The sequence below is a fragment of the Microbacterium sp. 4-7 genome (genome assembly GCF_014332665.1).
Classification (GTDB): Bacteria; Actinomycetota; Actinomycetes; order Actinomycetales; family Microbacteriaceae; genus Microbacterium.
Genome location: NZ_MCRH01000003.1, coordinates 262502 through 282686, shown reverse-complemented (window position 1 = coordinate 282686; position 20185 = coordinate 262502). Strand labels below are relative to the sequence as shown.

At 68.0% G+C, this 20185-nt stretch carries 18 protein-coding genes; 8 read left to right on the top strand and 10 right to left on the bottom strand.

Annotation, left to right across the window (positions count from 1 at the left end; translation table 11 throughout):
• Nucleotides 1–62: 62 nt before the first annotated feature.
• Nucleotides 63–1547, bottom strand: a complete 1485-nt coding sequence (locus BEP68_RS05400) for a sensor histidine kinase (RefSeq protein WP_053095672.1) — start codon at nucleotides 1545–1547, stop codon at nucleotides 63–65.
• A gap of 24 nt (nucleotides 1548–1571) precedes the next feature.
• The gene (locus tag BEP68_RS05395) at nucleotides 1572–1958 is read right to left on the bottom strand and encodes an Rv3235 family protein (RefSeq protein WP_187249443.1); all 387 of its coding nucleotides are present in this window, start codon (nucleotides 1956–1958) and stop codon (nucleotides 1572–1574) included.
• A 127-nt stretch (nucleotides 1959–2085) separates the two neighbouring features.
• Between BEP68_RS05395 and BEP68_RS05390 the strand changes: the two genes are divergently transcribed.
• Nucleotides 2086–2697: a hypothetical protein gene (locus BEP68_RS05390; protein ID WP_072592252.1), complete on the top strand. Its 612-nt coding sequence runs from the start codon at nucleotides 2086–2088 to the stop codon at nucleotides 2695–2697.
• Here the strand turns inward: BEP68_RS05390 and BEP68_RS05385 are convergent.
• Nucleotides 2685–2963 (bottom strand): helix-turn-helix domain-containing protein, encoded by a 279-nt coding sequence (locus tag BEP68_RS05385; RefSeq protein ID WP_056278255.1) that lies wholly within the window; start codon nucleotides 2961–2963, stop codon nucleotides 2685–2687. The genes BEP68_RS05390 and BEP68_RS05385 overlap by 13 nt on opposite strands.
• A 97-nt stretch (nucleotides 2964–3060) precedes the next feature.
• On the opposite strand from BEP68_RS05385, the gene BEP68_RS05380 reads away from it, so the two are divergent.
• A complete protein-coding gene (locus BEP68_RS05380; protein WP_187249442.1) occupies nucleotides 3061–3681 on the top strand; it encodes a hypothetical protein in 621 nt (206 codons plus the stop codon).
• On the top strand, nucleotides 3678–4919 hold the full coding sequence (locus tag BEP68_RS05375; protein WP_187249441.1) for a CpaE family protein: 1242 nt from the start codon (nucleotides 3678–3680) through the stop codon (nucleotides 4917–4919). Before BEP68_RS05380 ends, BEP68_RS05375 begins: the two co-directional genes overlap by 4 nt.
• Here BEP68_RS05375 and BEP68_RS05370 read toward each other — a convergent pair.
• Together BEP68_RS05370 and secA are read right to left on the bottom strand one after the other, a co-directional pair.
• Nucleotides 4843–6069, bottom strand: coding sequence for a pyridoxal phosphate-dependent aminotransferase (locus BEP68_RS05370; RefSeq protein WP_053095668.1), 1227 nt, complete (start codon nucleotides 6067–6069; stop codon nucleotides 4843–4845). The genes BEP68_RS05375 and BEP68_RS05370 overlap by 77 nt on opposite strands.
• Nucleotides 6070–6136: 67 nt before the next feature.
• A complete protein-coding gene (secA, locus tag BEP68_RS05365) occupies nucleotides 6137–8944 on the bottom strand; it encodes a preprotein translocase subunit SecA (RefSeq protein WP_187249440.1) in 2808 nt (935 codons plus the stop codon).
• Between the two features lie 164 nt (nucleotides 8945–9108).
• Between secA and BEP68_RS05360 the strand changes: the two genes are divergently transcribed.
• Both BEP68_RS05360 and BEP68_RS05355 read left to right on the top strand, forming a co-directional pair.
• Nucleotides 9109–9711, top strand: coding sequence for a PadR family transcriptional regulator (locus tag BEP68_RS05360; protein ID WP_072591057.1), 603 nt, complete (start codon nucleotides 9109–9111; stop codon nucleotides 9709–9711).
• 62 nt (nucleotides 9712–9773) lie between these two features.
• Nucleotides 9774–11111 (top strand): hypothetical protein, encoded by a 1338-nt coding sequence (locus BEP68_RS05355; protein ID WP_187249439.1) that lies wholly within the window; start codon nucleotides 9774–9776, stop codon nucleotides 11109–11111.
• A 63-nt stretch (nucleotides 11112–11174) separates the two neighbouring features.
• Here the strand turns inward: BEP68_RS05355 and hpf are convergent, their stop codons facing one another.
• The 5 genes from hpf to mtrA form a co-directional block, all read right to left on the bottom strand.
• The gene (hpf, locus tag BEP68_RS05350; RefSeq protein ID WP_053095665.1) at nucleotides 11175–11831 is read right to left on the bottom strand and encodes a ribosome hibernation-promoting factor, HPF/YfiA family; all 657 of its coding nucleotides are present in this window, start codon (nucleotides 11829–11831) and stop codon (nucleotides 11175–11177) included.
• Between the two features lie 94 nt (nucleotides 11832–11925).
• The gene (locus BEP68_RS05345; RefSeq protein ID WP_187249438.1) at nucleotides 11926–12615 is read right to left on the bottom strand and encodes a ComF family protein; all 690 of its coding nucleotides are present in this window, start codon (nucleotides 12613–12615) and stop codon (nucleotides 11926–11928) included.
• 109 nt (nucleotides 12616–12724) lie between these two features.
• Entirely contained in the window at nucleotides 12725–14443 is a 1719-nt protein-coding gene (locus BEP68_RS05340; protein ID WP_053095663.1) for a GerMN domain-containing protein, read from the bottom strand.
• The gene (mtrB, locus tag BEP68_RS05335; RefSeq protein WP_187249437.1) at nucleotides 14440–16116 is read right to left on the bottom strand and encodes an MtrAB system histidine kinase MtrB; all 1677 of its coding nucleotides are present in this window, start codon (nucleotides 16114–16116) and stop codon (nucleotides 14440–14442) included. The genes BEP68_RS05340 and mtrB overlap by 4 nt, the downstream gene beginning before the upstream one ends.
• 7 nt (nucleotides 16117–16123) lie before the next feature.
• Nucleotides 16124–16804: an MtrAB system response regulator MtrA gene (mtrA, locus tag BEP68_RS05330; RefSeq protein ID WP_053095661.1), complete on the bottom strand. Its 681-nt coding sequence runs from the start codon at nucleotides 16802–16804 to the stop codon at nucleotides 16124–16126.
• A gap of 96 nt (nucleotides 16805–16900) precedes the next feature.
• Between mtrA and BEP68_RS05325 the strand changes: the two genes are divergently transcribed.
• Genes BEP68_RS05325 through BEP68_RS05315 form a run of 3 tightly spaced genes read left to right on the top strand, consistent with a single transcriptional unit; the run spans nucleotide 16901 to nucleotide 20153 of the window.
• On the top strand, nucleotides 16901–18325 hold the full coding sequence (locus BEP68_RS05325) for a hypothetical protein (RefSeq protein ID WP_187249436.1): 1425 nt from the start codon (nucleotides 16901–16903) through the stop codon (nucleotides 18323–18325).
• On the top strand, nucleotides 18322–18963 hold the full coding sequence (locus BEP68_RS05320) for a DUF4129 domain-containing protein (protein ID WP_187249435.1): 642 nt from the start codon (nucleotides 18322–18324) through the stop codon (nucleotides 18961–18963). The genes BEP68_RS05325 and BEP68_RS05320 overlap by 4 nt, the downstream gene beginning before the upstream one ends.
• Complete coding sequence (locus BEP68_RS05315; RefSeq protein WP_187249434.1) at nucleotides 18960–20153, top strand: DUF4350 domain-containing protein; 1194 nt, start codon at nucleotides 18960–18962, stop codon at nucleotides 20151–20153. Before BEP68_RS05320 ends, BEP68_RS05315 begins: the two co-directional genes overlap by 4 nt.
• Nucleotides 20154–20185: the final 32 nt, after the last annotated feature.

Genomic DNA, 20185 nt, shown 5'->3' with positions numbered 1-20185 from the left:
AGCGGCCCGAGACGATGTCTCGGGCCGCTTCTGCGTATCTGCTCACCGCCGCAGCGGACTCGTCACGCGGTGAGCCAGCGGAGCGGGATGTCGATGACGACCTCGGTGCCCTCTCCCTCGCTCCCCCGCCACTCGATCGATCCGCTGAGTTCCCCCTGGATCAGGGTGCGGATGATCTGCGTTCCCAGTCCCTGACCGATGCGCCCCTCCGGCAGGCCCTTGCCGGTGTCGTGCACCGTGACGCGCAGATTCTCCTCGGTGCGCGCGGCGTCGATCGTGACCATGCCCTCCTGCCCTGCGAGGCCGTGCTCCACCGCGTTCGTGACGACCTCGGTGAGCGCGAGAGCCAACGGCGTCGCATACTCGCTCGGCAGGACCCCGAAGCGCCCGGTCGACCGAGTGCGCGCACGGGTGTTCGGCGCGGATGCGACCTCGGCGACGAGCTTCAGAACCCGGTGGAACACCTCGTCGAAGTCGACCTTCTGAGTCAGCCCCTGAGCGAGGGTGTCGTGAACCACCGCGATGGAGTCCACACGTCTCATCGCCTGGGTCAGCGCATCGCGCGCCTCGTCCGAGTGCGTACGACGCGCCTGGATGCGCAACAGCGATGCGACCGTCTGCAGGTTGTTCTTGACACGGTGATGGATCTCACGGATCGTCGCGTCCTTGGTGATGAGCTCCTGCTCCTGATGACGCAGCTCCGACACGTCCCGGCACAGGACGATGGCACCGATGCGCGTCCCGTGATCCTTGAGGGGAATCGCCCGCAGCGAGACAGTGACGCCGCGTGCTTCGATGTCGGTGCGCCAGGGGGCCCGCCCGGTCACGACGACGGGCAGCGACTCGTCGACCTGTCGCGACGGCGGCACGAGCCTCGTGGTGACCTCGGCGAGAGACTCGCCCTCCAGTTCGTCATCGAAACCCATGCGATTGAACGCCGAGAGCGCGTTCGGACTGGCGAACGTCGTGATGCCGTCGACGTCGATCCGGATCAAGCCGTCTGACGCTCGGGGAGCTCCGCGGCGCGGGGAGGTCGGAGCCGCCGGATCGGGAAAGCTGCCGTCGGCGATCATCCGGAAGATGTCGTTCGCGCACTCGTCGAACGTGATCTGCTGTCGCGACGGCGTCCGGGCCTCGCCGAGGTTCGTGTGCCGGGTGACGACGCCGATGACGGTCCCCTGGTGCTCACTGCCGCGGCGCTCGTTGACGATCGGCACCGCCCTCACGCGCGTCGGGGTCTCCTCGAACCAATCCGGTGAGGACGAGTCCACGATCTCCGCCGAATCGAACGCCCCCTGTACCTGCGTGCGCCACTGCGGCCGCACCCGCTCGCCCACGATGTCGCGGTAGAACAGGGTGGCCGCTCCGCTCGGACGGGCGTGGGCTACGGCGACGAACGATCCGTCGTCGGTCTCGATCCAGACGACGATGTCCGCCGACGCGAGGTCCGCGAGAAGCTGACCGTCGCCGGCGAGTCGATGCAGCCACTCGACATCGTTCTCGGCAAGACGGCCCTGGGCATTGGCGAGGTCGCTGAGCGTTGACACCCCACCAGCCTAGAGCGCGTCCGCTCAGAGAACGGCCAGCGACGTCGCCCGCCAGCGTCGGTCGAGACCTTCGAGGCAAATCGCCACCGCCCGGGTGCGACCGGGACCCGCGACCACGACGACGGCCTCTACCTTGCCGTCCACCGGTTCCGTCACGCGGATCGACAGGATCTCGAAAGTCGGGCGCGCAGGCGAGACCCCCCTCGCGCTGCGCGCCCTCGCCGACAGATTCGCCCGCGTCACCAAACTCCGGTACGCGTCTTCATTGAACCAGCGGGCGAGCTGATCGACTTCTCTGACTCCCGCGAGCACCTCGAGCACGCCCTGGGTCAGGCTCCGCAGCAGCGGACTCGGATCCGGCAGCTCGGCGCGGGGCGTCGGCTGTGGTGCGAAGTACTCGTGAAGCATCATCTGAGGCACTCTCCATCGGGAAGACTGCGCCAAGTAGAGCATGCGTCGACTGGCCGATCCGGTCGCGTTCGTGATGTATGTGGATAACTCGTACATGCGCTCCCGGACTTCATTTACGGTGGTCCGCGTGCACTGGGATCGACTGTTCGAAGACCTCGAAGGCCAGCTGGCCTCCGAGTGGGAGAGCGAGCGCGCGGCGCTCGACGCCGAGTCGGAGCGCCTGCGCATCTCGAGGCTCGAGCTGCGCAGCCGGCTCAGAGTGCTCTGCGCATCGGCCGCTCCCGCCACCCTGGATCTGCCGGGTGGAGCTCGCGTTCGGGCACGACTGAACGCGCTGGGCTCCGATTGGATCGCTGCGACGATCGCGCAGGCCGAGGAATCACGGACGACGCGGTCGACCGTGATCGTCCCCCTCCACGCGCTTCGCGGACTCACCGTCGATCACGGTCTGCTGCTGTCGAGCCTGGACGAAGAGGACGACCCCGCCCCCGTGCTCCGCGAGCGCATGTCGCTCGGGTTCGTCCTCCGTGACCTCGCCCGGCGGCGGGTTCCGGTCAGAATCGTCAGCGTCGATGCATCCGACCTCCACGGGACGATCGACCGAGCGGGTGCGGACCATCTGGATCTCGCCCTGCACGACCCGGGCGAGGCGAGGACCGCCTCGGCGGTGCGTGCGTTCCAGATCATCCCGTTCGCAGCCGTCACGTCGGTTCAGACCGCGGGAGATCAGATGCCGTGACGGCGGGATGTGCCCCAGACCTCTGGGAAACTCGCCTCATTCGCCTCACGCCACAGCGCCATCCGTCTGGCCTCTTCGGACTGCTCGGCGAGATACTCCGAAAGGCTCGACTCCTCGACGCGCCACCGGGCGGGTGCACCGAGCTTGGACCCGCGCAGACGTCCCGCGTAGACGAGTTCGATGACCTCGTCGACCCCGATGCTCAGCAGTTCCGCCACCTGCGCCGGCGCCAGGAAGCGCTGCGTGGCCGGAGAGGAATGGGGCATGCTCCCATTCTCCCCCTGCCGTGCCGATACGCCAGGGCCGATCCGATGCTGTGGATAAGTCTCGAGCAGCCGCGGCGATTTCTGTGACCATGTCGCCATGAGCAAGTTCTCCCGTTCACGGCGTGCCGTCTGGGGTGATGCCCGCTTCCTGATCGGCATCGCCGTGGTCGCGCTGTCTGTCGCCGGCGTGTGGGCCGTCCTCTCCTCCTCCGGCGCCACGACACCGGTACTCCAGGCGACGCGAACGATACCGCTCGGCGAAGCGCTCGTCTCCGGTGACTTCCAGGTGGTGGACGTGGGACTCGGCGCCGTCTCGGATCGCTACCTCGCGCCCCAAGACCTTCGGCCCGGTCAGATCGCGTCCCGGACGGTCGTCGACGGCGAGCTGATGCCGACTTCTGCCGCCGAGGACGCGGATGCGAACAGAACCACCACGATCGTCGTCGAGAGCAGCACCGGCATCCCGGCCGATGTGGGCGCCGGGAGCATCATCGAACTCTGGCATTCTCCTCCGGTGGACGATGGCGCCCTCCCGGGGACGCCGCGCATCCTCGTCGCCGATGCGATCGTCACATCGGTGACGAAGACCGAAGGAATGCTCGCCGCCGACGGCACCACGGCTGAGATCGTGATCGACCGAGCGGATGTCGCCGATGTGCTGTCCGCGATCACCGGCGGCTCTGTCCTGTCCGTCGTGCCGATCGGCTCGACCTCGTGACGTCGGTAGTCATCGCGCTACCCGATTCCCGTGCACGCACCCTGGCCGAGGAACTCGAGCTCGAAGGCATCAGCGTGGTTTCCGTCGTCGCGCCGAGCAGGATCCTGCCCCTGCCCGACGGCGTCGATGCCGTCATCGTTCCCGCCAGCCGCGCGGTGCTGACGCCCGCGCTCGTCGCCGACTGCGACAGGGCAGGGGTGCGGATCCTGCCGCTCGGCGACGGCGACAGCAGACTGCTCGGGCGCTACGGCCTCGCGGCCGCACTCCCGACAGAAGCGCGCGGCTGGGAGATCGCTGCCGCGCTCACCGCCGACCTTGCGGGCTCCGTCGAGCGAATCGCGCAATCTCCGCGTCGTGTCACGGTGGTCTGGGGTCCGTCCGGTGCGCCGGGACGATCGACCGTCGCGATCCAGCTCGCCGTCGAGCTGTCCAGGGCAGGACGCCGCACTGCCCTGGTGGATGCCGACACCGTCGCTCCCTCCCTCGCGCTGCTGCTGGGACTCAGCGATGATGCACCCGGGATCGCCGCCGCGTGCCGTCGGGCAGAACTCGGCGCACTCGACTCGGCAGAACTCACGCGGCTTGCGACCGTCCTCGACACGAGCGCAGGAGAGATCGAGGTCCTCGGGGGCATCAATCGCCCTGGGCGCTGGCCGGAACTCGGCGCACGTCGATTGGAGGCGACGCTGCGCGCATGCCGCAGCTGGGCAGAGGAGACCGTCGTCGACGTCGCGAGCGCCTTCGACGCCGACGATGAGGCGACGTACGACCTCACCGGCCCGCGTCGCCACGCAGCCACCGTTGCCGCGCTGCAGGATGCAGACCTGATCATCGCCATCGCGGCGGCCGACCCGCTCGGCATGAGCAGGTTCATCAGGGAGCATGCCGAGCTACGACGGCTCACGACCCCGACGCCCATCAGAGTGGTGGTGAACCGCGTGCGCCCCGGCCCCCTGGGCATGGATGCGCGAGGTCAGATCCGGCGCACGCTCGAGAGGTTCGCCGGCATCGCGGACGTCGCGTTCCTCCCTTTCGATCAGCGGGCCGCCGACGCCGCCCTCCTGCACGCCCGACCGATGGCGGACCTCACTCCGCGCTCGTCCCTCGTCGCCGGCGTGCGCCGCGTCGTGGAGACTCTCGTCTCCACATCAGCAGAGCCGCCTACTGGCGGTAGCTCGAGAGGAAGTTCCCGAGGCGCTCGACGGCTTCTGCGAGCACGCGGGGCTCGGGGAGCGTGACGAGTCGGAGGTGGTCGGGGGTCGGCCAGTTGAAGCCGGTTCCCTGCACGAGGAGGATGTGTTCGGAGACCAGCAGGTCGTAGACCAGCTTCGCGTCGTCCCTGATCTCGTGGACGTTCGGGTCCAGACGAGGGAAGGCGTACAACGCGCCGACGGGCTTGACGCACGAGACACCGGGGATTGATTCGAGTCCCTTCCAGGCGATGTCACGCTGCTCATGCAGGCGCCCGGTCGGCGCGATCAGCGAGTCGATGGACTGCACTCCCCCGAGAGCCGCCTGAACCGCGTACTGGGCGGGGACGTTCGGGCAGAGACGCGTCGAGGCGAGCAGGTTGATCCCCTCGAGGAACCCCTTCGCGTGGTCCTGCGGCCCGGTGATCACGAGCCACCCGGACCGGAAGCCGGCGACCCGGTAGGTCTTCGAGAGCCCGTTGAACGTCAGACACAGCAGGTCCGGCGCCAGGGTCGCCGTCGGGATGTGCACCGCATCATCGAACAGGATGCGATCGTAGATCTCGTCGGAAAGCAGCAGCAGCTGGTTCTCACGGGCGATCTGCACCATGCCCTCGAGAACTTCGCGTGAGTAGACCACGCCGGTCGGGTTGTTGGGGTTGATGATGACGAGAGCCTTGGTGCGCGGAGTGATCTTGGATCGGATGTCCTCGAGGTCGGGCTGCCATCCGTTGTCCTCATCGCACAGGTAATGGACCGGGGTGCCGTCAGCAAGACTCGTCATGGCGGTCCACAGCGGGTAGTCGGGTGCCGGGATGAGCACCTCATCGCCCTCGTCGAGAAGAGCCTGCATCGTCATCGTGATGAGCTCGGAGACGCCGTTGCCGAGGAAGACATCCTCGGGATCGAATCGCGGGAACCCGGGGATCTCCTCGTACCGGCTGACGACTGCTCGCCGTGCCGAGATGATCCCCTTGCTGTCGCTGTACCCGTGGGCGGTCGGAAGCGCGGCCAGCATGTCGTGCACGATCTGGTGGGGTGCCTCGAAGCCGAAGATCGCGGGGTTGCCCGTGTTGAGCTTGAGGATCCGATGTCCCTCGGCCTCGAGCCGCGCCGCCTCGACGAGCGTGTTTCCACGGATCTCGTACAGGACGTTCTTGAGCTTCGACGACTGGTCGAAGTGGCGCGTTGGTGTCATTGAGCAAGCCTACAATGACGCGACGAGGGGCCGATCCCCACGGACCGGCCCCTCGTCATGCGCTCTGCTACTTCTTCTTCTTACCCTGCGCCCGCCGCTGCTCGCGGTTGCCCGCGGGAGCTGCCGAGCCCTCGGTGCGCTGCCCGAACGCGCCGCGCGGAGCCTCAGCCGACTCGGCCTCCTCGGCGGGAGCCTGACGCGCGGCCGCTGCCTGACGAAGCTTCTCGGTCGCGGCCTGCTGAACCTGACCGCGGTCGTTGCGGACCTCGACCTCGCCGGCGTCGTTCGCGGCGGAGTACTCGAGCCGCTGGTCTCCACCGTCTTCGGCGAGGCCCTTCGCCTCGACCTCGGCCGTCTGCGAATCGCCCGCCCGACGCACCTCGACCTCGAGATTGTAGAGGTAGCCGACCGACTCCTCCTTGATCTGCCCCATCATCGACTGGAACATCGCGTAGCCCTCGCGCTGGTACTCGATGAGCGGGTCGCGCTGCGCCATCGCACGGAGACCGATGCCGTCCTTGAGGTAGTCCATCTCGTAGAGGTGGTCGCGCCAGCGGCGATCGAGCACCTGCAGCACCACGCGTCGTTCGAGCTCACGGGTCGCCGCTTCTCCAAGCGACTCCTCACGGGTCTCGTATGCGATCTTCGCGTCCGACAGCAGCTCGCGGGTCAGACCCTCTGCGGTGATGCCACCCTTGCGGCCGGCAGCCTCGGACACGACCTCGTCGATGGTCACGCTCACCGGGTACAGCGTCTTGAGCTCGGTCCAGAGTGCGTCGAAGTCCCAGCTCTCGTTGTGACCCTCGCCGGTGTGATCGCGCACCACTCCACTGATCGCGTCCTCGATGAAGTGCTGGACGCGGTCGGCGATGTCATCGCCCTGCAGGATGTGGCGGCGGTCGGCGTAGATCGCCTCGCGCTGACGGTTCAGGACGTCGTCGTACTTGAGGACGTTCTTGCGCATCTCGGCGTTGCGCGACTCGACCTGCGACTGAGCGCTGCGGATCGCCCGCGACACCAGGCCCGACTCGATCGGGACGTCGTCGGGGAAGTTGGTGCGCGCGAGGATCGCCTCGGCGGCGCCCGACTGGAACAGGCGCATGAGATCGTCGGTGAGGCTCAGATAGAAACGGCTCTCGCCGGGGTCGCCCTGACGGCCCGAGCGACCGCGCAGCTGGTTGTCGATGCGGCGCGACTCGTGGCGCTCCGTTCCCAGGACATAGAGTCCACCGGCCTCGATGACCTTCTCGGCCTCTTCCGACACGATGGACTTCATCGCCTCGTACGTCTCGTCCCACGCGATCTCGTACTCCTCAGGCGTCTCGACGGGGTCGAGTCCCTTGCCCTTGAGCTCCCGCACGGCGAGGAACTCGGCGTTGCCGCCGAGCATGATGTCGGTTCCACGACCGGCCATGTTCGTGGCGACGGTCACGGCACCGAGGCGCCCTGCGCGAGCGACGATCTCGGCCTCGCGCGCGTGGTTCTTCGCGTTGAGGACCTCGTGCTTGACGCCCTTCTTCGCGAGGAGCCGCGACAGGTACTCGCTCTTCTCGACGCTCACGGTGCCCACGAGCACCGGCTGCCCCTGCGCGTGACGCTCGGCGATGTCCTCGACCACCTGCGCGAACTTGGCGGTCTCGTTCTTGTAGACGAGGTCGGACTGGTCCTTGCGGATCATCGGACGGTTCGTCGGGATCGGGATGACACCGAGCTTGTAGGTCGACATGAACTCGGCCGCCTCGGTCTCGGCTGTACCGGTCATGCCGGCGAGCTTGTCGTACAGGCGGAAGTAGTTCTGAAGCGTGACCGTGGCGAGAGTCTGGTTCTCGGCCTTGACCGGCACGGCCTCCTTCGCCTCGATGGCCTGGTGGATGCCCTCGTTGTAGCGACGTCCGACCAGGATGCGACCGGTGTGCTCGTCGACGATCATGACCTCGTCGTTCATGACGACGTAGTCTGTGTCCTTCTTGAACAGGGCGAGGGCCTTGATCGAGTTGTTGAGGAACGAGATCAGCGGCGTGTTCGCGGACTCGTACAGGTTGTCGATGCCGAGGTAGTCCTCGACCTTCTCGATGCCGGGTTCGAGAACGCCGACGGTGCGCTTCTTCTCGTCGACCTCGTAGTCGACGCCCGCCTCGAGGGTGCGCGCGATCTTCGCGAACTCCGCGAACCAGCGGTTCGCCTCACCGGAAGACGGTCCTGAGATGATCAGCGGCGTGCGCGCCTCATCGATCAGGATGGAGTCGACCTCGTCGACGATCGCGAAGTAGTGCTCGCGCTGGACGAGGTCTTCCTTGCGCCACGCCATGTTGTCGCGGAGGTAGTCGAAGCCGAACTCGTTGTTCGTGCCGTAGGTGATGTCGGACGCATACTGCTCGCGGCGTACAGCCGGGGTCTGGCCCGAGACGATGATTCCCGTCGACATGCCGAGGGCCCGGTACACGCGCCCCATGAGCTCTGCCTGATAGCTCGCGAGGAAGTCGTTGACCGTGATCACGTGGACGCCCTCGCCCGCGATCGCATTGAGGTACGCCGGGAAGGTGGCGACCAGGGTCTTGCCCTCACCGGTCTTCATCTCTGCGATGTTGCCGAGGTGGAGAGCAGCACCACCCATGATCTGCACGTCGTACGCGCGCATACCGAGGGTGCGCTTCGCCGCTTCGCGCACGGCGGCGAACGCCTCGGGCATGAGCTGATCGAGCGACTCGCCCTTCGCGAACCGCTCACGCAGCTCGGTGGTCTCGTTGCGAAGTTCGTCGTCCGTGAGCTTGGAGATGTCCTCTTCCAGCGCGTTCACGGCCTTGACCACCTGGTTCAGGCGTCGGATGACCCGCCCTTCTCCAGCGCGCAGCAGCTTCTCAAGAGGATTGGCCACAGATGTCATCTCCCTGTCGATGGTTCCGGCGGCGCCGCGTGTCGGGCGCGTGCCAGGCATACCTTGTCATGTTACCGGTCCGTGACCTGCACGTCGTCTGCATGGCGTGCCTCCAACGCGTTTCCGAGTATGTATATATTGGTCCACGACACCGGGAGGTCCATATGTCGGTCCGACAGAGTCTGCTCGCGATCCTCGCTCAGGGCCCCTGCTACGGCTACCAGTTGCGGCACGAGTTCGACCGCCGCACGGGCTCGGTATGGCCACTCAACGTCGGTCAGATCTACAACACGCTCGAGCGCCTCGAGCGTGACGGGCTCGTCGCTCGCGGAGCAGCGGACGAGCACGGCCACGTCTACTGGGAGATCACGGCCACCGGCGCGTCCGAGGTGGACCGCTGGCTCGCGTCGCCCGCGCCACGAAGCCAGGCGACGCGCAACGAGCTCGCCATCAAGCTGGCTGTGGCGGCAACCCTCCCCGGCGCGGACGCCGCCCGAGTCATCGCGGCCCAGCGCGCGGCGTCGGAAGAGCATCTCGCAGATCTCACCGCGACGAGGGCGACGCGCGAGGACGACAGCCCCGAGGGGCTCGCATGGTCGCTCGTCGTCGATTCGATGATCTTCACGGCGGAGGCCGAGATCCGCTGGCTCGACCATGTGCAGACCCGGCTCGCCCAGCACCCTGTCCACGCCCTCGCTCTCGAGTTGACGACCGATCGACCCAAACGTGGCAGGCCTTCGAGGTCAGACGTGGCGGCACTCGTCTGACGGGTTTCGCCTCAAGCGTATGCACAGCCAGCGGCGTCGCCCGGGAAACTAGGATCAGTCCTATGGCTGGAATATGGGGCAGACGCAAGCGCGAGCAGGAAGAGCTGGCCGCACAGGACGCCGACCTGGCTCGCCGCGCTGAGCAGGCACTCGTCTCGGCGGACGAGCGCATCAGGAGCACCTCCGACGAACTGGCGTTCGCGGAGGCCGAACTCGGGGATCAGCTGACTCGCGACCTGAAGAAGGCGCTCGCTGCGGTGCGCACGCATCTGCGCGAGGCATTTCAGCTCCACCAGCTCAACCACGATGAGATTCCCGACACGCCTGAGGAGCTCCGCACCCGCAACGCGCGGATCATCCAGCTGTGCGATTGGGCGCAGGATCTGCTCGACGAGAAGACGTCGGATCTCGCGGCATCGATCTCGAAGGTGCGTCGCGCACCCGAGATCATCGCCCAGGTGCGTGCCGATGCCGAGGCGCTGAGCGCACGGATCCCGCACACGAACGAGACCGTCGCGCGTCTCTCCGCGCGTTACTCGGACTCGGCGATGCACCAGATCACGGCGAGCGCCGCCGAAGCAGAGCAGCTGATCGCGTTCGCAACGCACGGCGCGGCCGTCTCAGAGCGTCGCCGCGCGGCGAAGCAGAACGAGGAGGCGAACCTCGCACTGGAGACCGCCACCGAGGCCACGCGGCGCGCTTCCGCGCTGCTCGACGCCGTGGAGGACTTCGAGATCGAAGCGCTGCGAGCGGAGTCGACCCTTGCCGAGGTCGTCGCTGATTCACGCAACGACCTCATCGCCGCGCGCACCGCACCCCAGGTGCCGGCCGTCGCGGTCGCCGTCTCCGCGCTGCAGGACGCGCTGAGCGCCCTGTCGCCCGCGGGGACCCCCGGGGATCCCTTCGCCGAGCTGTCGCAGCTGCGCGACGCGAACACGGCTCTCGACGACGCGATCGCCACCGCTCGGCACCGCGAGGCGCACCCGCTGCCCAGCATCCAGCAGGTGCAGCATGCGATCGATGATGCCGACCGCCAGCTCGGCGTCGCCCGCGGACTCATCGCCGGGCACCGCGGCTGGATCGGCGCCGACGCGCGCACGCGCCTCGCCGAGGCCGAGAGGCTGCGGGTCGATCTGTCGGATCTGCTTCCGGCGGAAGAGACGCGCGACGAGGCTCTGGCCAGTGCACGACGCGTCGCACACCTGGCTTCTGAGGCCCTGCAGCTCGCCCAGCGCGACATCGATTCCTCACGGCCGCAGGATCAGGGCTGGGGCGGCGGAAACGGCTGGGGCGGCGGCGGCTGGAGCGGCGGCGGCCGACGCGGCGGTGGCGGCGACGTCGCCTCGGGCATCCTCGGCGGCCTCGTCATCGGCAGCATCCTCGACGGCATCTTCGACTGACGCGGTCGCACAACGCGACGACGGCCCGGCTCCCTCTGGAGCCGGGCCGTCGTCGTCTCAGCCTCAGGAGGCGAGCGCCTCAGTGGGCGGAGCCTGCGTCTCGAGAGCGATCACACCGTAATCCCAGCCCTTGCGTCGGTAGACGACGCTCGGGTGGTCGGTGCGCACGTCCACGAACAGGAAGAAATCGTGCCCGACCAACTCCATCCGGTCGACGGCCTCTTCGACGGTCATCCATTCCGCTCCGAAGTTCTTGGTGCGGATGACCACCGGCGAGTAGACCTCGTCGTCCTCGTTCTGGATCGGCACGTTGCCGGTCGCGACGGCCCGCAGGACATCCACGGATGCCGGCTGGACATCGATGCCCTCCAGCGCTCCGCTCTCCTTCTCGAAGTGCGCCCCACGCGGGTGCTGGCGTCCGTCGACTCGCTTCTCCTTCGCTCGACGAAGCTGCTCGGCCATCTTGTCGACGGCCATGTCGAGTGCGACGAACTTGTCTCCGTCCGTGGCTTCAGCGCGCACGACGGGGCCCTTGCTGACGAGCGTGAGCTCCACGGTCTCGTCCGGCACGTGACCGTTGCGGTACACCCGGTGGGTGACCTTGACATCCAGCCGTTGCGCACGGGACGCGAACGTCTGGATCTTGGCGATCTTCTCTTCGACAACGGCTCGGAATCGATCGGTGATACCCACCCCGACGCCAACGATGCTCGTTTCCATTGCTGCCTCCTTGTCCCGGTCCTCCCGGCCAAGGGCGGACCGTGGTCGCCTTGTGACCCCCAACGGTAGTCGGCCTGACCTCGGATGTCACGGGTCAGTTGCTGCGTGTCCCCGATGCGTTCACATTCCGTTCGCTGTGACGCGGCGTGGCGGCGAGCGCGACCGCTGCCAAGACATGTGCGCCCGCGTCTTTCAGCGCGCGAGCCGCCTCATCGAATGTTGCACCCGTCGTGACCACGTCGTCGACGAGCACGACGGTCTCACCCTCGAGCACACGTCGCGCTCGCATGCTCCCGCGGACGTTCTCCGCTCGGCTCTCGGAATCGAGGCCTCGCTGATCCGTGCGCCGACCCCGCAGAACGAGCAAGCGGTCGGGAAGCCGACCCGCCCGCCGGATCAGCAGCTCGGGCACCCGGTAGCCGCGCCGTCGAAAGGCCGTCACCGATGTCGGGATCGGCACGAGGTGGAGCGGCCGATCGGCATCCGGGCGTGCCTCGAGCACGTCGAGCACCTCCCCCAGCGCCGATCCGAGCGGGCGAGCGAGCAGCGTCTCGCCGTCGTCCTTCATCCTGCGGATGCATCGCGCCGCGACCGACTCGAAGGGCATCGCCGCGCGGACCTCCAGTCCGGCGGGCGTGCGGCGGACGAGCGGCTCCGGTCGGATGCTCTGTCGGCACGAGCCGCAGAGCAGCGTCTCGGGCCGGTCGCACCCCGCGCAGGTCGCCGCGAGCAGAAGGGCGAGTATCTCGAGTCCTACGACGCGGGCCGGTGGATGCGGTGACATCCGTCGATGCTCTCGCAACAATCCCGCGCCGGGGCTGCAGAGGCTGCGCGGAACGCGGCCGTCATGGACTGTCAGTCGATGTCGGACGGCCGTGCAGGGACAGTCGCGCTCAGTGCCCCGCACGCGTCGCGAGAAGTGAGACTCCGCTGATCGACTCGCTCCATGCCGAGCCCGCACGGGCGAACACGGCGCCGTCCGCGCCCAGCACTCGCAGACCGGTGGCTGCGCGCGCACCCGCCAGGGACACCGCGCCGGTCGGAGCCACCTCTGACGTGCCAGGCCCTCCGACCACCTGCGTGACGACCATCCGGTCTGCGGGATCCGTCAGCAGTCCGAGACGATCCGCGCCCAGCCAGACGAGGCCGATGGCGCCGCCGTCGAGCTGCGCCAGCGGCTCGGTGGGTCCGAGCTCGGTCGGAAGCCCGGCCTCATCGCGGATCACCGATGACACGACGATCCAGCGCTCGCCCCCGATCACGACGGCCGCGGCGACGCGGGCCCCATCCGCCGAGACGCGGATGGCGGATACGGAGGAGGCCTCCGGCCACGCGCCCGCGATGCTCTGAGGGGCGACATCGCTGCCGATCGCCTGCAGAGCCGCCGGTGCGTTCGACGGGACCGACCACGTGTAGTCGTAGGGATCCATGGACGGCCGCACCAGCGATGGGCGGTCGTCCAGCTCGTTGAAGCTGCCTTCACCTGCGAGCCACACGTGCCCGTCGATGAGCTGCACGGCCGCGTGGGAGCTGTCGACCGACACGTCGACCGCTGTGACGGGCTGACCCGCGTTCACGATCTGGTCCGAGACGCCGGGGATCGGCGTGATCTCTCCACCGACCAGCATGCCGAAAGTCCCGTCCTTCAGCACGAGGCTGCCCGGATCGGCCTTGTCCGTCACGACCTCGACGACCCCGGCCTCCAGCGTGCGGCCGTCGACCGTGAAGCGCACCTGGTCGATCTGCACGCCCCCGGCGGTCAGGGTCGCCTGGAGCTGAGTGCGCATGCGCGCGAGGGTGGTCGGGTCGAGGCCCAGCGCCGCCCGGTTCAGGGCGACATCGGCGATCTGGTCGGGGTCGATCGGCACGGAGTCCCGTGCGAGCTGCACCTCCTGCGGGAACGCGCTCTGCACGGCCGGATCGAGCCACGGGCTGGGCGCGCCGCCGATCAGCGACTGCGCGATCGTCGTCGCCACCGTGGCGCGTCGAGGGAACCAGCGCACATCGGGCACGAGTCGTTCCCACGTCTGATCGAAGTACTGCAGCGCGTAGTCGTCGTACACGCGCGAGAACCTGGATTCGTCGATCACCACGCCGTCCGGCGCCTCGGCGATCCGCCACTGGCCGTCTGTGAGTTCGACCACGAAGGCCGAGTTCGAGGCGCCGAACGCCTCGGAGTACGCTCCGGTCGCGTCGACGCTGGCGACCTGATCGAAGGCGACCCTCACGTCGGCCGTGTCGCCGTCATCGGCATCGTCGTCTTCGTCGACATTCGAGCTGAACGAGCGAGTCGCCGAGCTCACATCGATCGACACGCCGGTGTTCGGACGCCAGGTCGATGCGAGCTCCGGGGTGAGAAAGCTGCGAGCGGTGTTCCAGTTGTCGGCCGGGGTGATCGCGGCCTCCATGAAGCCTTCGACGATCGCCGCAGGCCCCGCGCCGTCCACCGGACCCGAAGCGAGCGGGAGGAAGTCCTGCCCCTCGGGGGACGCCCCGAGAGGCTTTCCCGGCTGTGCGTCTCCGCTGGTCGGAAGACCTGTGCACGCTGACAGGATGAGCACGGTCGCCGCGATCACGAGACCACGCAGCGCGCGCCGAGTCCGCGCGGTCATTCGATGCTCCCTCGATCGAAGAGCTCCGCCGGGACATCGGCGAGCTGGATCGGCTGCGTGGCATCGCCGAGTTCGGCGAGCGGCTCCTGCGGCTCGATCGGGATGGGCGAAGGCCCATCCGTCGCATCGCCACGGCGAGGCAGGGTCAGAACGAAGTTCGTCCCGACGCCGAGTTCGGACCACACCGCGAGCGATCCGCCGTGGAGAGTCGCATCGCCGAGCGCGATCGACAGTCCGAGCCCCGTGCCTCCGAGAGTGCGCTGGCGGGAGGGATCAGCGCGCCAGAATCGGTCGAACACCCGCTCGGCATCCGCCGGGTCCATGCCGAGCCCGAAGTCGCGGACTCCGGCGGCGACCGCATGCTGATTGCTGTCGACGGTGACCACGATCGGCCGGCCCTCGCCGTGCTCGATCGCATTGCCGATCAGGTTGCGCAGCACTCGTCGCACCCGCCGCGGATCCATGTCGACCGGCGAATAACCGCCGGGGGCGACGAGCCTCAGCTCGCTGCCGCGATCGTCGGCGAGAGGACGCATCTGCTCGATGATGTCCTCTGCCAGATGTGCGAGGCTCGTCGCCTCGAGCTCGAGCTGCACGGAGCCTGCGTCGTAGCGGCTGATCTCGAGCAGATCCGACAGCAGCGTCTCGAACCGCTGCACCTGCGTGTGCAGGAGCTCGGTGGTGCGAGCGGTCGTCGGATCGAACTCCTCCCGCTGATCGTTCAGCATGTCTGCGGCGAGGCGGATCGTGGTGAGCGGAGTCCGCAGCTCATGCGACACATCTGACACGAAGCGCTGCTGCACGAGTGACAGCTCGCCGAGCTCCTTGATCTGGGATTCGATACTGTCGGCCATGGCGTTGAAGGAGCGTCCCAGGGTCGCGATCTCGTCTTCCCCGTGCACGTCGATGCGGACGCCGAGGTCGCCCGAGGCCAGACGCGCGCTCGTCTCGGCAGCCTCGACGATAGGCGTCGACACGGTGCGGAGAACGATGAAGGAGATCGCGGCGACGATCGCCACCAGACCTATGCCGGCGACCCACAGGGTGCGCTGCACGAAGGTGAGAGTGTTGTCTGCATCCGCGAGGTCGTACGCGAAGTAGATCTCGAACGGCCCCGCCTCGGGAACCCGCACCTGCTGCCCCACGATGATCCCGGGGACAGCTCGGCCGCCGACCTCGAGCGATACGGACTGCCAGGACTGCCAGTCGTCGAACTCGACCACCCGGTTCCTGAGGCCCGAGGTGATCAGATTGTCGCTCAGCCCGGCGGTGAAGCCGTTGAGCGGGACGTCGGGGTCGACCTCCATGCGGAATCCGGCAAGACCCTCGGCCGTCGAATTCCGTCCGAGGTCCTCCTGCACGCTGTCCCACAGCTCCGGCAGGGCTGCCGGGTCATCACCCAGCGCCGTCGCGTCCAGGGTCGCCTGCGCCTGGTTCACCGAGCGGGCCGCGTCTTCGAGCGCCTCGTTCTTGCGGGATTCGAACAGATCGTTCTGGATAACCAGCGCCATCGTCACGCAGGTGATCAGGATCGCGGTGGACGTCAGCAGAAGCGTGATCGTGAGCGTCCGGAATCGCAGAGAACTGCGCCACAACGCCTGGACGACGGTCGGCCATCCACGCCAGTCGCGGATGACAGCGACCGCCGTGGTGGTCGCTGTGGTCGCGGCCATCGTGGGCCTAGCCCGCGCTCCCGGCACGGTAGCCGACGCCCCGTACCGTCATGACGATCTTGGGGTTGTCCGGGTCGAGTTCGACCTTCGCCCGCAGACGCTGCACGTGCACGTTGACCAGCCGCGTATCGGCCTTGTAGTGGTAACCCCACACCTGCTCGAGCAGCATCTCCCTCGAGAACACCTGCTGGGGCTTCGACGCGAGCGCGACGAGCAGTTGGAACTCCAGTGGAGTGAGAGCGATCGGAGCCGTGCCGCGGCGCACCTCATGGGCATCGACGTCGACGGTGAGGTCTCCCACGCGCAGCTGCTCCCCCACGTTCTGCGACGTGGGCCGCAGTCGGGTTCTGATACGAGCGACGAGCTCCTTCGGATTGAAGGGCTTGACGATGTAGTCGTCGGCTCCGACCTCGAGTCCTCTGACCACATCAGCGGTGTCGCTGCGGGCGGTGAGCATGATGACGGGGACTCCGGATTCGGCGCGGATACGCGTGCAGATCTCGATGCCGTCCATCCCGGGCAGCATCAGGTCGAGCAGCACGAGATCGGGACGCTGTGCGCGCCACTCGTCGACCGCCCGCGCACCGTCGGCGCAGAACACCGGCTCGAAACCTTCCGTGCGCAGCACGATGCCGATCATCTCGGCGAGCGCGGTGTCGTCGTCGACCACAAGAATGCGTGAGGTCATAACTGTTACCTTATGGCACTCAGTACCACGCTCCCCCTGTCTACGCGCCCGACGGGTCATGTGACACGATGGGAGCGCACGACGGAGGGAGTGCCGGTGAGCGACCAGACATGGACCCCTGCCCCGAAGAAGGGCATCATCCCCCTGCATCCGCTGACGTTCGGGATGCTGTTGAGCAAGTCGTTCGTCGCGCTGCGCCACAACCCCAAGGTCCTCTTCGGCTTCGGCGTCGTGATCCAGCTCGCGGTCGTGGTGCTCAGCGCCACGGTGATGGGCTTCGTGTTCGTCACGACGTTCACGCGGCTCGAGTCGCTCTCTCCCTCCTCCCCGGACTTCGAGGCCGTGTTCGCCGGAACGATCGCGATGAACATCGTCGCGGGCATCTCCGTCGGTCTCGCGTCCGTCGCGTTCACCGCTCTGATGCAGGGCGTCGTCGCAGCCGAGATCGGCTACGCCGCGATCGGCGTGAAGGCCACGCTGAAGACCCTCTGGCGCAAGATGACCCCGTCGTTCTGGCGGCTGGCCGCCTTCGCTTCACTCTCGGTCATCTTCATCTTCGGTGTGATCGTCATCCTCTTCGTCATCGTCGCCGGCTTCGTCGCCAGCGGGCTCGGCGGATCCGCTGAGGCCATCGGCGGCGTCGTCATCCTCGTGCTGCTCGTCCTGCTCACGACGATCCCCCTCCTGGTCTGGCTGACGACCAAGCTGCTGCTGGTGCCGTCCATCCTCGTCCTCGAGCGCGCGAAGCTCCGCGATGCGCTCGTGCGCTCGTGGCGACTCACCCGCGGTCGCTTCTGGATCGCCTGGGGAGTCACCTTCCTGATCGGCGCCATCATGGGCGCCGCGATGCAGCTCGTGAATCTCCCCGTGTCGCTGCTGAGCTCGATGCTCGGATCGGTCATCGCCCCGACCGGCTCTGCGGACACTGCCGCGATCATGGGGTTCGTCTTCGCCCTCCTCGCCCCGCAGATCCTGCTCCTCGTGCTGCAGGCCATCACGCTCGTGGTGCAGAGCACCGCAGGAACCCTCGTGTATCTCGACAGTCGGATGCGCTACGAGGGTCTCGACCAGGCGCTGATCAGTCATGTCGAGCGACGCGACCTGGGGTGGACGGAGGAACAGCTCGGCGACCCCTTCGTCGTCGACGCCTCGCGCGCCGTCTCGAGTGCACCGCCGCCCAAGCAGGTGCCCGAATGGGCGACGATGACGCCGGCCGGCCATGAGGCGCAGCCGTATGGAGGGCAGCCGTATGGAGGGCAGCCGTACCCGGCACAGCCATACCCGGCACAGCCGTACCCCGGGCAGCAGTACCCGACACAGCCGTACCCCGGGCAGCAGTACGGGTACCCGACTCAGCCTCCCCCGGCACAGCCGCCGTACGCGCCGCCGGCTGCGACCGTCCCGCCTCAGCCACCGGCGTATCGGCCGGCACCGGCGCCCACCGCTCCCCCGGCATCCTCGGCGCCCGCGGACGACTCCACCTGGGCGGCCCCCGGAGCGGGCAGCGAAGGATCTGCATGATCCGCCCGCTGGACGATGTGCTGGTGCCTGACGGAGACGAGGCGAGACAGTGGGCCGAGCAGGAGCTCTCCGACCCGCGCTATGCCGACGCGAAGCCGACGTGGTTCGATCTCGTCGCGCGTGACATCGGACGGTTCCTCGCCGATCTGTTCAGCTCCGACAACGGCGCCAGCGTCGGGCCGTCTGCACTGATCATCGTCAGCGTCATCGTCTTCGGCGCTCTTGTGGCGGCCCTCATCATCTGGGGTCGCCCTCGCCGCTCCCAGGCGATCCGTCGGCCGGGTGCCGGGCTTCTCGGCGCCGAGGACGACCGTACGGCGGCGCAGCTGCGTGCGGATGCCGACCGTGCCGCGCGAGCGGCGGACTGGGACGAGGCGACGGTCCTGCGGTTCCGCGCGCTCGCGAGAGGACTCCTCGAGCGCGACCTCATCGAGCCGTCCCCCGGCGCGACGGCCCAGGCGATCGCGCGCGAGGTCTCTGTCGTGTTCCCTGCGGAGACGACGCCCGTCCGCCAGGCCGCCGTGTTCTTCGACGACGTGCGCTATCTGCGGCATCCCGCGACCGCTGATCGCTACGCGGAGCTCGCAGCGACAGACGACCGGCTCAGTGCCCTGCGCCCGGAAGCAGTGACCGCGTGAGCGTTCTCGAGCAGCGGGACGTCCCCGCGTCGACCGCCGAACGCGCGCCTCGAGGCCGACGGTCGCGAGCTCTGCTCGGATGGCTGATCATCGTGGCGCTCGTCCTCGGCGGCGTCTTCGTCGCGATACAGGTCGGTGTGCGCATGCCCGATCAGCGGGGTTCGCTCGATCCCGAGAGCGTGAGCGACTCGGGTGCCATGGCCATCGCGCAGATCCTGCAGGAGAACGGTGTCGAGGTCTCGGTCTTCCGTTCGCGCACCGAGGCACGCCAAGCGCTCGATGACGACGCCACGCTCGTGATGGCGAATCCGTACACGCTCTCCGACGAGGCGATCACCGAGCTCATCGAGCCCGCCGACCGGGTGGTCTTCCTGTCGAGCAGTACGCACCTGCTGAGCCTCTTGAGGATCGGCGACAACGCCACCCCGGATTTCACCCCGGTGCAGGCGGACTGCGACGCACCCGAGTTCGCGGACGTCGGCTCGATCCGTCCTGATCGGCTGTTCACGCCCGCCGACGGCGTGGAGGGATGCTTCGGCGACGACGACGCGGCGGCCGTGCTCATCGATGAGAGCGACGGAGCCACGCATGTCGTCGTCGAGGGTGCGCGCCTCTTCAGCAACGCCTATCTCGCAGACGACGGCAACGCCGCACTCGCGCTCGCGCTGCTCGGACAGACCGAGCGCGTCGTCTGGTACGTGCCCAGTTTCGGCGACACGGACATCGAGGGCGAGACCGAGGACACCCTCGGGTCGCTCACACCGGGATGGGTGACACCGGCCATCCTGCTGCTCATGCTGGCCGGCGTCGCGGCAGCACTGTGGCGCGGTCAGCGCTTCGGACCGCTCGTCGCCGAGACGCTGCCGGTGACGGTCCGCGCCTCGGAGACCATGCACGGTCGCGCACGTCTGACCGCGAAGGCCGGCGACGCCGCGCACGCGGGCGAAGCCATCCGAGACGGGAGCCGGCGCCGCCTGGCGCGCAGGCTCGGCCTCGCTGTCACCGCCAGTGCCGAGGAGGTCGCGGATGCCGCAGCCGACCGGCTGCGCGTGCCGCGTGGCTCGCTGCACGAGCTGCTCGCGGGCGCGCCACCCGTCGACGATCCGTCACTGATCGACCTCGCGCGCCGACTGCAGGAACTCGAGAGCGCCGTCGACGCCTCGTCCTTCACGGAGCGGAGATCCGAATGAACCGCCCCCGCCGAACCCCCGTCCATCCATCA